The following is a 14,543-nucleotide window of genomic DNA, read 5'->3' as shown; positions in this document are numbered from 1 at the left end:
TTTTTATCAACTGTCAACTGTTTAACTTCTCTTAAAACAACTCAAAATATTCTCTTTGCTCCCAGTCTGTAACCTGTTTTAAATAATCTTCTGGGGCTTGATCAGCGACAGCAGCCAAAAAGCGGTTAATTTCGCTCTCTTTGATTTTAATAATGTAGTTAATGAACTGCTGCCCCATTTTTTCAGGGAAAAGTTCGCTTTGTTTGAGATGTGCGATCGCCTCGATTAAACTTTTGGGTAAGGTGGGATTTTCAGTAGTATATGGTTCTTCTGTCGGCGAACCAGGGTCAAGTCTGCAATCTACTCCATCTAACCCAGAAATTAATTGTGATGCCATGTAGAGATAGGGATTGGCTGCTGGTTCTCCAACTCGGTTTTCAATATGAGTACTGGGATCACCAAAACCCCCTTGAACTCGAATCATTGCCCCGCGGTTTTCTAGACCCCACCCAGCACGGTCTGGGGCTAGGGAATTTGGTCTAAAGCGTTTGTAACCGTTAATTGTCGGGGTTGTGAAAACAGAAGCAGCATTGGCGTGTTTGAGAATACCAGCAACAAAGTGTTTGCCTAAATCTGACATTAGTGTTGTTGAGTCCGCAGACATGAAAGCATTTTCGTCTGTAGCTACGTCTACAAGCGATTGGTGTAAGTGCCAGCCATTAGAAGAACTGCCTTTCAATCCTGGACGACACATAAAAGATGCTAAATAACCTTGCTGACGGCAGATTTGCTTAGTTGCCATGCGAAACATCATCATTGTATCCGCGGCTTGTAATGCCGGAATCGGTTCAAAGGTAAATTCAAATTGACCGATTCCCCCTTCGTTTTCCACACTCCTTAAAGGCAATGCCATTTCTACTAAATTCTCTGCTAGAATTCCCAGCAGGTCATGAATCGCTGGATTGTGGGATTCCAAAAGGTATTGGAAGCTATGCTCAACGGCGCTGACTTTTGGGGGTTCACCAGGGTTTCCCGGAAAGCCAACATGAGCGATCGCTAACATCGGATCTTCCAATTTTGCCAGATACCATTCAACTTCTAAGCCGACAATATGCTCTAATCCTCTTTGGTGTAATTCTGCCAGCGATCGCCGCAAAATGCCTCGACTAGAAAAAGGCATCGCCTGACCATTTTGAAAATACTGATCGCAAAGGATAAAGCCAGTCCGTTTCGCCCAAGGCAGAATTCGGAAAGTATGGGGGTCAGGAACAGCTAGAAGATTTGGCGCACCCGTCATTTCTGGCATCTCTAAGCTACCACCAGCAACAAAAGGATTAAATACCAGCGCACCCCCACTATCAAACAAGTATGTACCTGTACTAATTTGCATCCCGTTTTCTAAAGCGCTCAAAAATGCTTGAGGTAGCAGCGACTTACTCCGAACTATGCCATGTTGGTCTTCCCAAGCAGTGCGAATTAATAATAAATTTTGTTCTTTGACAATAGTCTTAATCTGCTCAGATAGTTCTGTTTGGGCTGCTGTCCACAGGTGATGACGCTCAATAAAACCAGGTTTTTTCATGTTGATGGTTAATCATATTCAATTGTTTAAAGCTCCTCCAAAGTAGATACAGCTACAAAATGCAGGACTCAAAATCAGATATATATTATTCCTCTACACCCTTCTTTTGTGGCCGTACCGTTAGTTTTAAATCGGCACTCATCAAGCGTTTCCATTCTTGATGATAGCCACGAATTGCCAATTCATCAGTTACAGGGCCAGTCACTACACCATTATCATCTACATGATGGCGATCGCTCATGCCAAAACCCCGATTCATGGCTACCCACTCTATTTCTGGAATACTCAGCCCCCGATGACATTCGGCAAAGTTCATCAAATCATCAGGGCTACCAAAACTCGGAAAGTCTTCCTGAGTTCGCATTCGCAGCACATTGACTTCATCTGGTACTCCGGTAATAGTGGTGGCATAAATGGTGAGTTGAGTACGATCTACAGCTAGTGGTTCAATCACCTCAATTTGATTGCCAAAAATTATCAGATTGGGGAAGATAGTCAAATTCATTTGCGAACCAACGGATAAATCTAACCAATAATTTGCTTTATTACCCCACTTTTCTTTAAGCTTTGCTTCATAAACTTCCCGTCCTGGCTGAGGCCGCTGTTGCTCCCAGAAAGCGCCATCACGGTTCTCGTAACTGGGGCGCTGATCGATGAACATATGTCCATTGCCAAGATATTGTACGTACATCGGGCTTTCATCGGGACTTTGAGCAAAATATTGCATATCTTTTTCTTCATCTAACCGATTTGCTACAGCCAGTAAAGAACGGTGTGAGAAGGCAACATGATAACCGTCAGCAGCATTGTCGTAGGTAAACTTCCAGTTACCTTGATAAATCATTTTATGAGCGCTGCTTTTCACAGTGATTTCGGCGTTGGGAAACCGATCAATCCACTGATCTAACAAATCTTTCGCTCTTCCCAAATATGTCTTTAAGTCTGCTGCTTCCGGGTTCAAAGTACCAAAGATAAAACCCCGATAGCTTTCTACCAAAGGAATTTGCCCAAGGTTAAATTCAGAGCGATTAAAGTCATCAGCATACCCCTTTGCCCAAGGAACGCCTGTTAATTTACCTGTGTTGCTATAAGTCCAGCCATGATATGGGCAAGTGAAAGTTTTTGCACCACCACGAGTTGAACGACAGACTGTCGCGCCTCTATGACTACAACGATTGAACAAGGCGCGAATTTTTCCTTGATGATCGCGGAGGATAATAATTGGACGATGCCCAAGTTGAGATATCTTAAAATCGTTAAGGTTGGGAATTTCACTTTCATGGGCAAGATAAACCCAAGTTCCCCCAAAAATCCGTATCATTTCTTCTTGGAAAATTCTAGCATCGGTATAAACTGACCGATGCACTCGCTCTGGTTGAACTAAATAATCCCAGTCATATCCTTCCATAAAAGTTACAAGACTAATGTTGATGAAGAAGTAATCAAGAATCAGGAGGCAGGAGGTAGGAGGCAGGGGAGCAGGGGGAGCAGGGGGAGCAGGGGAGCAGGGGAAGCAGGGGAGCAGGGGGACAAGGGGGAGTTTTTATACTTGTTCACGAGTATCAAAGACTCGTTAACGAAGCTTTGAGAGAGATGAACGAAGCTCTGAGAGAGATGAATGAAGCTTTGAGATAGATGAACGGAGTATCAAACACTGATTGTTGCATTCCAAAATATATCTCTCACTCGTCCTCCTTGTCCCCCACTCTTTTATCCCCTCATCTCCCTTTAAAGTAAAAAAGTCAAGTTTTCATGTCCCTGATCTGAGTCAATCAAATTAACTTGTTTGAGAGCTATTTTCCATTTGCCATCCTGCTGGTGCAACTTGTGCCGATACGACCCAGCAAAAGTTTTCATCTGACCGAGGCGAAATTCGTGGATGACAAAGTTAGAACGAATTTTGATTTCTCCTTCCTTTGCACAAGGAAATAGTTCTATGTTGCTAATCATCCGGCTAGTACGCGATCGCGGTGTTTGCGCGTAAGCAAAACCACACTGCAACCAAAATACCCTATCTTCTAAGCGTCTCTTGTCATCGAAAGCGATCGATACTTCCCGTCTTGGATCTCCACCACCTGAAATGCTAGGAATCCAATAAAGGCAATTGCTGGTAAACAACTCCAACCAAGCATCAAATTTTGCCTCATCTAACAACCGCGCTTCACGAAACAGCAACGCCTCGCACTCTAGCCTAATTGATTGGTTAACTAATTCCTGTTCATCTTCCCATCTCTTAATTTCCTCAACTAATTCAGTATAAAATTTATCATTTACATAATAGGAAAAACGGGAACTGTTAGTATATTCTTCTTCCTGATTAACTGACAATCTTCACCTCTTTTCTATTTAAAATTTTAAATTTTAGATTAAAATTGCAAAATAGCTATTTATTCAGTGACGAATAGCTTAACAGTATTTTTAATTCGTATTATTTCCTGCCCTCTGCCTCCCTGCCTTCTGTAAGGTACACAAGCCAATTGCTGGTATAATTCCCAGCATCACTGCCGCAAATCCTTGTCCAATCCAAGTACGATTTGCCTCTGGAATCAAATCTTGCACAAGAGAAAGTAATCCAATTAAGACACTGATAAAGAAAAAAGAAATCGAGGGGAGAAAATTCCACCACCAAACATCTGCTGTGTATCGTCTCAACACTAGCCATTGACAAATACCTAGCCAAATTCCCGAAAAAATATAAGCAATAGTTGACAGAAATCCAAAAATAATTGCTGCTTCAGGAGATAAAGTTTGATTTAACGATAAGGCAACAGATGAAATATAGCCAATCCAAGCTGTAGAAACGGTGTTGGCAATCAGCCAACCTAAGCTAGTTGCAAGTATCCACAGCCAACCGGGTAAATATCGGTAAAGTACTAGTGCTTGATCGGCGGCAAAAACCACTGCAAAAATAATATTGCTGAGAAATCTTACCAAAGTGACGAATATTGCTGACTGTTGAGCGGCAGTAACTGCCAAGCTTTCCAAAATAATTTTTTCTATAGCTATGCTGGCAATGCCACCCACAATCCATCCCAAGACGGTCATTAAGGTAAACTGGATAAAGAATCTCCGGCGCTGGGAGCGGGGGATCAAAAACTTTCCAGAATTGGAATCGTTATTAGTAGATGCAATATGATAGGGACTGTTAGAGTCGCTTTGCATATAAAGTTAAGTAAAGATGCAATTAGGGCTTTTGACACGAACCTGCTGAAAAAGCGTAATCTCAGAATGATAAGCTAAACAGTGGCATAAAAAAGTGACTTAGGATGAAGTGTTAAATGGGTGTTTCGTTAACGGCTCCTCATCTCCTCCGGGCTGCTCGCGGTGAAGTAGTAGATCGTCCCCCCGTATGGATGATGCGACAAGCGGGACGATATATGAAAGCATATCGAGACTTAAGGGAGAAGTACCCTTCGTTTCGCGATCGCTCAGAAATTCCTGAAGTCGCAATTGAAGTGTCCCTCCAACCTTGGAAAGCCTTTCAACCAGACGGAGTGATTTTATTTTCCGACATTGTAACCCCATTGCCTGGTTTAGGCATTGATATGGACATTGCCGAAGGTAAAGGCCCAATTATTTCCTCGCCGATTCGCACTCAAGCACAAGTTGATAGTCTGCGCCCCTTAGAACCAGAAGCAGCTCTACCATTCATTAAGACAATATTGCAGGCTTTGCGCTCAGAAGTGGGCAATAAATCAACCGTGTTGGGTTTTGTGGGTGCGCCGTGGACATTAGCAGCTTATGCAGTAGAGGGGAAAGGTTCCAAAACCTACTCCATCATCAAAAACATGGCATTCTCAGACCCCGCAATACTGCATCAGTTGTTAGCTAAATTCGCAGACGCGATCGCTGTTTATGCCCGCTATCAAATTGACAGCGGCGCTCAAGTTGTGCAAATGTTCGATTCTTGGGCTGGACAATTAAGTCCTCAAGATTACGATACCTTTGCGCTACCTTATCAGCAAAGAGTCTTCCAGCAAGTCAAGCAAACCCATCCTGATACACCTTTAATTCTGCTAGTTAGCGGGAGTGCAGGTGTGTTAGAAAGAATGGCAAAATCCGGTGCTGATATTGTCAGTGTAGATTGGGCAGTAGACATGGCAGACGCACGAGCAAGATTAGGCAAACAAGTGAAAGTACAGGGTAATCTCGACCCTGGAGTGTTATTTGGTTCCAAACAGTTTATCCGCGATCGTATTCTTGATACCGTTCGCAAAGCTGGAAATTGGGGTCACATTCTCAATCTAGGTCATGGTGTACTACCAGAAACTCCAGAAGAGAATGTCGCTTTCTTCTTTGAAACGGCAAAACAACTCAATGCACTTGTTTAGTCATTTGTCAATAGTCATTTGTCATTGGTTAGTTGTTATTAACTGCTGACTATTAGCAAATGACTATTGACTCTAACAATAAAAATTTTATATGAGCCAGAAACGCATTTTAGTGACTGGTGCAAGTGGCTGTGTGGGCCACTACCTCAGTGAAGCTTTAATTAAAGAAACAAATCACGAGTTGTATTTGCTGGTAAGGAACCCCAGTAAACTGCAAGTTGATACTCAAGCACGTCCAGGTATCACCGTTTTGCAAGGCGATATGCAAAAAATTAGCGATTTTGCTGATTTGCTCAAAATAATTGATACGGCAGTACTCACAGCGACGGCTTGGGGTGGTGAAGAGACATTTGAGATTAATGTAGTCAAAACTATAGAGTTACTTAAGCTTCTAGATCCAAATAGGTGTGAACAGGTAATTTATTTTTCTACTGCTAGCGTTTTAAATCGCCACAATCAACCGTTGAAGGAAGCAGGAGAACTTGGAATAGATTATATTCGTTCCAAGTATAAGTGTTTAGAAGTGATGTCAGAGTTAGCGATCGCACCCAAAATTACTAAAGTTTTTCCGACTTTAGTTTTGGGCGGTGATGTTAATAAACCTTATTCTCATGTTTCCTCTGGTATTTCAGAAGTTACCAAATATATAAATTTAATTCGCTTCTTCAAAGCAGATGGTAGTTTTCACTTTATTCATGCACGAGATATTGCCACCGTCGTGCGATATTTAATTGATCATCCCCCTAAAGAAGATGAACCACGACAGTTAGTTTTAGGTCAAGCACAGTTAACAGCAGACCAAGCAATACAACAAGTTTGCACCTATTTAGGCAAAAAAATTTACTTTCGCATTCCATTATCTTTAACCTTAGCTAATTTTATTATTGCTGTATTCCGCATTCAGATGGATGCTTGGAGTAGATTTTGCATGGACTATCGACATTTTACTTATGAAAATGCGATTAATCCTGCTAGTTTTGACCAACCAAATTACTGTGCGACTATGAGTGATGTGCTAAAAATTAGCGGTGTTGATGCTGATTATGATTGACTGCAAAAGTTATTGTAGTGCAGGTCAATGGAAGTAGTAAATCCATTCCTAAATATAAAATATAGACTTATACAAAAGATGTTTAGGAACTATCGCAGTCCTGTTTGATTTGTAAAAATTATATATACATTAAAAGAATAAAGAATACGCGATCGCTAATTACTGCGGGACTAAAAAGACAGATAATTTACGTTATGGCTGAGAAAATCAGAACAATTACTAGTTGCTAAAAGCTGGTAAGTTTTGGTTCGGTTTTCTTGCGCTTATGTAATTATTGTTGGAAGAATCTAGTTCTTAGAGTTCTTATAATGAAAAAATAGAGGTATCTAATGTGGCAAGTATTTCGTTCTAGTTTGGTTATGCTTAACACTTTACTGATTGTGATGTTGCCAACAGTTTCTCATAGTCAATCAAAACCAACTGCAAAACAAATAAACTGGAATACTAGTGCTTCCTCTCTTAAACTTAGTGGACAAATAGATCGGGCTTTTAAATTTGTTTGCCCCTCTAGTGGTCGTATTAGTTCGGTGTATGGGACTGATACATACTACATCGGTTCTTCGATTTGTAGTGCAGCTGTTCATGCTGGACTAATCACAGCTAAAAATGGGGGGCAAGTAACCATTAAAATTATCTCAAATCCAGAAGGAAATTATGTAGCAACCAACCGTCATGGTGTAAGAAGCAATGGACTTAACTCCGGTTCGGAAGGCTTCATTTTTCTAAATACTAATGGTTCTCCTGTGGCAAATCTGGATTCAAGAGAAATAAACTGGAATACTAGCGCTAGTTCTCTTGACCTGAGCGGACGACTAGATCAGGATTTTAAATTTGTTTGCCAACCTAATGGTCGTATTGGTTCGGTGTATGGAACCGGCACTTACTACATTGGTTCTTCGATTTGTAGTGCAGCTGTTCATGCTGGACTAATCACAGCTAAAAATGGGGGGCAAGTAACTATTAAAATTATCGCAAGTCCAGAAGGAAATTATGTAGCAACCAATCGTCATGGTGTAAGAAGCAATGGGCTTAACTCCGGTTCAGATAGCTTTATTTTTCTAAATCCCGATGGTTCTCCTGTAGCAATTGAGCCTACGTCATCAAATGTTCCTGCTGTTAATCGAGTTATTAATAAGGTTAAGCCCAAAGTTTGCTTACCTGTTGTCGGTTGCTTGTGAACTACCGTGTACACACATCTTTTTGGATTACTAAAATACTTACTGCATGAACATTTGAGCGTAAGTTGGCGGTCATACAGATTGTTTAACCACGTACTTGTCGCAATGTATTAAATGCTTTACTCCGTAACTGCACTGGTAATAACGATAAACCTAAACCAGTCAACGCTTTAACTGTTGAAATAGATTTTCCTGCCAAAACTAGCTCTCTACCTTTTTGCGTTTCACCTTTTTCAATTAAACGTAAACCTAATAATAGTTGCGCTTCTGCAAGGCGATTTCGTCTGATAGCTTCTAGTTTCTCTAAATCAAACTTATAACTTTCTAAATATTTGATTTTATCAAATAAATAAGGAATCGCTCGATTAATACCTTGCTGTTCTGCATGAGAGCGATATTCCATCAATAATTCTGGTAAGTAATAGCCTTTTTTTCCAGCTAAAGCCAACCGTACAAATAAATCATTATCCTCACAATTTTGCAGATTGGGCAGCATAAATCCTAATTCTTGTAAAGTTTGACGACGAAATAACGTTGCTCCAATTTGAAAGCTTTGGTGAATAAACACAACCTCTAGCAAGTTATCCACAACACCCGGCATTAAATTTTTCCGACCCCAGCGTTGAGAGTTTTCTTTAGTTTTAGCCTCATCGCGGACATTATTTATATCTATTATCCAGTGGTCTGTGCCAACAAAATCAACACTAAAATCTTGTTCCAGAATTGCAGCAGTACGTGCTAAAAAATCAGTTGTCAACCTATCATCATCATCAAATTTAATAAAATATTTACCGCTGGCAGCATCAAAACCAGAGCGCATATTATTGCTTTTACCAATATTTTGCGGATGACGGATATATTTAATCCGGCTATCTGTGTACCGTGACATCAACTCAGGTGTCCCATCGCTAGAACCGTCATCACATACAATTAATTCTAAGTCCTGCTCAGACTGGTTGAGTACACTTTCGATGGCATAGGGCAGGAGATTGACACGATTAAAAGTAGGAATACAAACAGTAATTTTGGGCATATTCTTATAAATAAAAATTTATATTTGTATTAATTACTAACTAGATTTATATTATTAATGTTTAGCAAAGCTACTAGTTGGTCATAGACCACATCATTAGCAAACGTATAAATACCGAAAGAGTCCTTTAGCATAAATCTTTTTTACCTGCATCAGCTATTGTTCCCAAAAAATTCATTATATAAACACCACCTTTCAATTTTGAAACTACCACTATGCCCTATCTATTAACCAGATTTTCAATATTTGGGAGAACTATGGGTCAGGAAAAGCCCTTACGCAATAGACAGCGGCTTGAAGCAAGTGGCGTCTAAGAGATTGTTTGAAAAGTCGCAAAGTATACTATAAACCGCTCTCCAAGCCTCTCTCCGTTTCGGGGAGAGGCTTTAAAATCCCCATTCCCGCACTTCGTGCCGCTACGCGAACGTAGGGAAGGGGGGCTAGGGGGGTTAGGTTTGGGAGGCTTTGATGTTACCAAAAATACTTTTCAAACATCCTCTAAGAGTGCGACCTCCCCAGCGCCCAAGTCTACGCTTACCAAATCCTGAAGCCTTTTATTTGGAGCTATACAGTGAATTTACCATTGCTATTAGTGAAATATCAGCTAGCTTTTTATTTGCTTTAATTTATAAGAATTTTCCAAAAAATATATAAGGGATATTTGTGATGACATCCTGCTGGTAATGAGGTCATGGTATATATATCACCTTTGTTTTACGAATAATCACTTGTATGAACATATTAATGCTATCTTCTACCTTTCCCTATCCACCAACGCGGGGGGGAACTCAGGTGAGGACATTTAATTTACTGAAGCACTTGAGCCAACGTCATACTATTACCCTTGTGACTCAACGCGAAGGCGATGTGACAGATGCAGAATTAGCAGAATTACGCGATTTTGTGGATTATCTGATCGTTTTCAATCGTCCCCAAGACTCTGAACCCACCTCAAAAATACTTAAAAAAATACAACGCTTTGGCACATTTGTACAACAAGGAACACCCCCTAGCGTACTCAACCGTTATTCAGCCGAGATGCAACTATGGATTGACAATTTTGTGGAGTCAGGGAAATGTGATGTAATTACCTGCGAACACAGCGTTAATGAAATTTATGTACGCCCTGATTTCCAGAAGCAGCTAAAAACTATAGTCAATGTTCATAGTTCTGTTTATGGTACTTGTCGTAATCAACTAGCAACAGGCATTTCTGAAAATACACTTAGAGACAAAATTAGTTTACCGCTTTTGCGTCGTTATGAGCAAAACTACTGTTCTAAATTTTCAGCAATTGTAGTAACAACAGAAGAGGATAAAATTCAACTGCAAGAATTCAATCCCAATAGTGAAATTACAGTTATTCCCAACGGCGTAGATTTAGTTTCTTTCTCCAACCGTACCAATGATCCAGGTGGACATCGCTTAATTTTTATTGGCGCAATGGATAATTTGGCAAACATTGATGCTGTCTGCTTTTTTAGCAATCAAGTATTGCCAGAAATCCAAAAATATTATCCTGATACAACTTTTGATATTGTCGGTTCTCGTCCTGTAGCAGAAGTTCTAGCACTCAAAGAAAAACCGGGAATTAATGTAACTGGGCGTGTGGCTTCGATGGTAGAATATTTACACAAAGCAACCATCTGCGTTGTACCTATGCGGACTGGCTTTGGTATTAAAAATAAAACTTTAGAGGCAATGGCAGCAGGTATACCCGTAGTGGCAAGCGATCGCGGCTTAGAAGGACTAGCTGTAGATGATGCTGATGGTACACTACGGGCGTTACGAGCAAATGAGCCAGCAGAGTATGTTACTGCTATTAGTCAACTATTTGATAATCCACAGATTAGACTTGAATTATCACGCAATGGGAGACAGCTGATAGAAAGATATTTTACCTGGGATATCGCTGCTAAACATTATGAGCAAGTTTGTCTGACTGGAGATAGTAATGGATAGTAGTAATGCCAAACTGAATTGTACTAATCTATTCTCTAATCAGTTCAAATAGCTAAACTAAATGTGTAGCAGCTAATTACTGCTGCATTGAAGGTGCAGGAAAAACTCTACTAAATATAGGAATACGCGGCTTAGGTTTAGTTGCAGTTATGCTGGCGTTAGAAGCAGAGGAATTATTAGCTTCAACAATAGATGACTTGCTAGTAGAACTAGAAGTAGCAAGATTACTCAATTCTCTGGCAGGAGGTTGATCTAAAGATATAGAACTAAGATTATTGGTAGCTTCGCGATTAGATTCTCCAGGAGTTTGAGCTTGACATGGAGTAATAATGAAAGCAGAACTTGCTCCCAAGATAATAACTAGCAAATTAAAAATATTTTGCTGCATAGTGACTTTTAAAATAGGTTAAAAGATATCTACAGGTTGTGAAATTAGCTTTGGTTACTAGTTAAAAATGAAACAGTTATTTTTCTCAAATAAATACTTGCAGTTCAAAAAAAACATAGATTAAAAAATAGTTTTACTTTGAATTGTAAGTTGCGTTAAGATTTTGAAAAAATTAAGTTACCTATGAGTCTGTAATGGCAGGTATTTCGCCTGCCGTCCGCTTCATATTTAAATGCAACTTAGTAAAGAGAATTAGAGATTACACAAATATGCACCTGGAATCATCTAGGTTTCTTTAAGAACTAAGCCAGCACAACCATTAACAATTTAAATCTCTATACCTTGTTTTTCAAAGAGGAATATTACTGATTTTTTAAGAAAACTTATTTTGGGCTAATCAGTTACTAATTTACAAATTTCATGAAGTCAAATAAAAGTATGTAAATCCTTAATAAAATCTGAATTTTGCAAAGTAGCTTCTCTAGATGGCTATGTGTATGAGTTAAGGAGATGGATATAAATCTAAGACTGTTGGGTAAATGCGGAGAAAACTTTTTGCTTATATACTTATCCGTATTTATTCTGAAATATAGAACTAGTATTTGATTTCTGAAAAAGCACCGTACATTTGAAGAGTGGCAAAATTAAAGGTAGTGTGTCGGAGAAACCACTTAAACATCCACGGATTGTCTTCTATAACTCCTGTGCTGCCGTCAAAGGTTTATTAGGGTTAATACAAAGGGAAACACAACGCCTTGGTTTAGCTTACTTAACTTCCAAGGTGGCAGTCTTCTACAGTTCCTTGAGGGGTGATCGCCGCAATGGAAATTAACTTTCGATAGTATTTGGTCTGATGGTAGCGGACGCAGAAATATGTCCGAGCAAGCTAATGCTTGGTCAGAACGAGTATTAGATATGTCAGGGTTGTTCGAATCCATCTAAAATTTTATTTAAAGACTGTTGCCTTCACGTACATGAATACTCAAACACCCGCCAATTCTCCAGATATTTACTCGATTTTGAGTCAAACTCAACTCTTGCGAGTTAGTGATGCAGAGATTAAACCTGTTTTAGATGGTTGCACCCATACTTCAAAGTTGCTCGTACTTATTTGGTCGCAGTTAGGAGATTTTGATAATCTGGAATACGCTTGGTGGCTGCGAAGAGAAAAAGAAGAGATCGAAGCCAGAGGAATCACAATTCGTGCTATTGGAATTGGAAATCGCAATTCTGGAATCAAGTTTTGCGAATATACTGCGTTTCCTCAAGAATGGCTGTTTATAGACGCAAAAGCTCAAATTCACGAGCTTTTAGGGCTTTATCGCGGTTTGTCTATACAATTCCCCATGTTATCAACATCACAAAAAGCTTGGCTGAATTTAATGCTTATGTGTGCAGGGATTGGTAGCCCTGGAACGCTGAAGGAAGTTTTTAGGGGTTATAAAGGTGATAAAAAAGCACCGCAATTGATTGCTGATGAGGAAGTTGTGAGGGGTACGCCATTACCACCAATCAAAGGTGTGTTTTTCAAAGCGGCTGGAGGAAAAGGCTTTCAGCGTCCATTTGAACTAGCAACTCTGCGTCTGCGAAACATGACCGAAGTTTTAAGCAACTGGAATATTTATGTACCGGACTCATCTTATTTGACACAACGCGGGGGAACTTTTCTATTTGATTCTCAAGGTCAATTAATTTATGAAAATCGCGATCGCGGTATTCTGGGTTTTGCGGAAAATATGAGCAATCCCTTATCTTTCCTGTATAAGTAATTCATTTTGGTGCTTGCACCATTGGGAAGTTCCTCATGCCTTGCCCTTTTTTCAATTGAAGTCATTACGATTAGGTGTCGGCTCTTGTTGCACAAAAGAAAAACGCGAGTACTTAACTGCATCGGTAGGAGGATAATCTGCCGACACTGCAATTAACCCAATTTTTATATCCTCAAAATAAGCAATCCAATCACTGCAAAACTGTACTGTAACCTCGCTCTTATCTTATAAAGACAGCATAGGGCAACGGCAGGGGGAACGCGAGTGTGGAATTGCCGATGTTACAGATGGCGATCGCTGCACCAATGCCCTACTCAGTTAATAATTCTTTATTAGGAAAATTATCAGCTTTAGGGTTATGTAATTAATGTTAAAACACTTCTGTTGTGTGTTAAATTTACTCACAAACGCTTATTAGCATCTGTCGTAACCAAGAATTTGCCTGATCCTGCTGTATAAGTTTGCTCCACAGCATTGAAATCATCCACGGTTGAGTTTGTACAGGAAGTTCAAAAATTTCTAATGCACCTTGATATGCCAATGGTGTTACTAATCGTGATGGAACAGCAGCAACCAAGTCAGTTGATGAAATGATTGCTGGTAGCACAAGTAAGTGAGGAGTCGTCAAAACAATTCGGCGCTGGAGGTGGCATTGGGCAAGTGCTTTATCGATTTCACCAACTTCATCTTGTCTGAGAGTGAAAAGAGCATGAAGAAAACTAGCGAAAAATTCTGGTGTAATAACGTCTTGGGAGAGAATGGGATGTCCAAGACGACAGATGCCTACAAAGTGTTCTGGAAATAATGGCATTTGCATTGTTTGCCTGGGTGGGTCTTGGAAAACACCCAAGGCTAGATCAATCTCTCGTCGCTCTAATAATTCTCCCACAAAGTCTTTTGCAAAACCAATTAATCGAAAATTAATGCTTGGTGCAATTCGACGACAAACTTCTAGAAGCTTGGGCATGACAACAAAGCTAGTGTAATCTGAACTGCCAATTGTAAAAGTACTTTTAGAAGTAGTAGAGTCAAATGTTTGGCTGGCTTCCAATGTCTGCCGAATTTGTTGTAAAGCAGCTTTTATACCTTGGGCAACTTCCAGAGCTTTTGCTGTGGGTTGCATTTGTCTGCCAATTCGGATAAATAATTCATCTTGGAATAGTATGCGTAACCTTGCAAGTGCTGCACTCATAGCCGGTTGCCCTAAATACAATCGTGTTGCTGCTGCTGTTACACTCCTTTCTTCAAAAAGTGCTTCAAAGGCGACCAGAAGGTTCAGATCAATGGCAGACAAATCTATTAATCCCAT

13 protein-coding genes are annotated in these 14,543 nt (G+C 40.0%); 6 read left to right on the top strand and 7 right to left on the bottom strand.

The window, feature by feature from the left end:
- Window positions 1-31 precede the first annotated feature (31 nt).
- The 4 genes from WKK05_RS08070 to WKK05_RS08055 form a co-directional block, all read right to left on the bottom strand.
- Complete coding sequence (locus WKK05_RS08070; RefSeq protein ID WP_341529230.1) at window positions 32-1,522, bottom strand: glutamine synthetase family protein; 1,491 nt, start codon at window positions 1,520-1,522, stop codon at window positions 32-34.
- Window positions 1,523-1,607: 85 nt separating this feature from the next.
- On the bottom strand, window positions 1,608-2,930 hold the full coding sequence (locus WKK05_RS08065; RefSeq protein WP_341529229.1) for an aromatic ring-hydroxylating dioxygenase subunit alpha: 1,323 nt from the start codon (window positions 2,928-2,930) through the stop codon (window positions 1,608-1,610).
- Between the two features lie 320 nt (window positions 2,931-3,250).
- Window positions 3,251-3,850, bottom strand: a complete 600-nt coding sequence (locus WKK05_RS08060) for an aromatic-ring-hydroxylating dioxygenase subunit beta (protein WP_341529228.1) — start codon at window positions 3,848-3,850, stop codon at window positions 3,251-3,253.
- 90 nt (window positions 3,851-3,940) lie between these two features.
- Window positions 3,941-4,684: a hypothetical protein gene (locus tag WKK05_RS08055; protein WP_341529227.1), complete on the bottom strand. Its 744-nt coding sequence runs from the start codon at window positions 4,682-4,684 to the stop codon at window positions 3,941-3,943.
- A 116-nt stretch (window positions 4,685-4,800) separates the two neighbouring features.
- Between WKK05_RS08055 and hemE the strand changes: the two genes are divergently transcribed.
- The 3 genes from hemE to WKK05_RS08040 all read left to right on the top strand — a co-directional run bounded on the left by hemE (window position 4,801) and on the right by WKK05_RS08040 (window position 8,082).
- The gene (gene hemE / locus WKK05_RS08050; RefSeq protein WP_341529226.1) at window positions 4,801-5,853 is read left to right on the top strand and encodes a uroporphyrinogen decarboxylase; all 1,053 of its coding nucleotides are present in this window, start codon (window positions 4,801-4,803) and stop codon (window positions 5,851-5,853) included.
- Window positions 5,854-5,944: 91 nt separating this feature from the next.
- Window positions 5,945-6,904: an NAD(P)-dependent oxidoreductase gene (locus WKK05_RS08045; RefSeq protein ID WP_341529225.1), complete on the top strand. Its 960-nt coding sequence runs from the start codon at window positions 5,945-5,947 to the stop codon at window positions 6,902-6,904.
- Between the two features lie 329 nt (window positions 6,905-7,233).
- A complete protein-coding gene (locus WKK05_RS08040; protein ID WP_341529224.1) occupies window positions 7,234-8,082 on the top strand; it encodes an LCCL domain-containing protein in 849 nt (282 codons plus the stop codon).
- 85 nt (window positions 8,083-8,167) lie between these two features.
- Here WKK05_RS08040 and WKK05_RS08035 read toward each other — a convergent pair whose 3' ends face one another.
- Window positions 8,168-9,115 carry a glycosyltransferase family 2 protein gene (locus WKK05_RS08035; protein ID WP_341529223.1) on the bottom strand — a complete coding sequence of 316 codons (948 nt, stop codon included), beginning with the start codon at window positions 9,113-9,115 and terminating at the stop codon, window positions 8,168-8,170.
- 732 nt (window positions 9,116-9,847) lie between these two features.
- Here WKK05_RS08035 and WKK05_RS08030 point away from each other — a divergent pair.
- On the top strand, window positions 9,848-11,077 hold the full coding sequence (locus WKK05_RS08030; protein WP_341529222.1) for a glycosyltransferase family 4 protein: 1,230 nt from the start codon (window positions 9,848-9,850) through the stop codon (window positions 11,075-11,077).
- Window positions 11,078-11,153: 76 nt separating this feature from the next.
- Here the strand turns inward: WKK05_RS08030 and WKK05_RS08025 are convergent, their stop codons facing one another.
- Window positions 11,154-11,465 (bottom strand): hypothetical protein, encoded by a 312-nt coding sequence (locus tag WKK05_RS08025; RefSeq protein ID WP_341529221.1) that lies wholly within the window; start codon window positions 11,463-11,465, stop codon window positions 11,154-11,156.
- Between the two features lie 655 nt (window positions 11,466-12,120).
- Between WKK05_RS08025 and WKK05_RS08020 the strand changes: the two genes are divergently transcribed.
- Window positions 12,121-12,297 carry a hypothetical protein gene (locus tag WKK05_RS08020; protein ID WP_341529220.1) on the top strand — a complete coding sequence of 59 codons (177 nt, stop codon included), beginning with the start codon at window positions 12,121-12,123 and terminating at the stop codon, window positions 12,295-12,297.
- A gap of 142 nt (window positions 12,298-12,439) precedes the next feature.
- Entirely contained in the window at window positions 12,440-13,234 is a 795-nt protein-coding gene (locus WKK05_RS08015) for a peroxiredoxin-like family protein (protein ID WP_341529219.1), read from the top strand.
- 397 nt (window positions 13,235-13,631) lie between these two features.
- Here WKK05_RS08015 and WKK05_RS08010 read toward each other — a convergent pair whose 3' ends face one another.
- Window positions 13,632-14,543 carry a LysR family transcriptional regulator gene (locus WKK05_RS08010; protein ID WP_341529218.1) on the bottom strand — a complete coding sequence of 304 codons (912 nt, stop codon included), beginning with the start codon at window positions 14,541-14,543 and terminating at the stop codon, window positions 13,632-13,634.

This window comes from Nostoc sp. UHCC 0302 (assembly GCF_038096175.1).
Classification (GTDB): Bacteria; Cyanobacteriota; Cyanobacteriia; order Cyanobacteriales; family Nostocaceae; genus UHCC-0302.
Note: the sequence above shows the minus strand (reverse complement) of the source record. Positions and strands in the feature narration are given on the sequence as shown.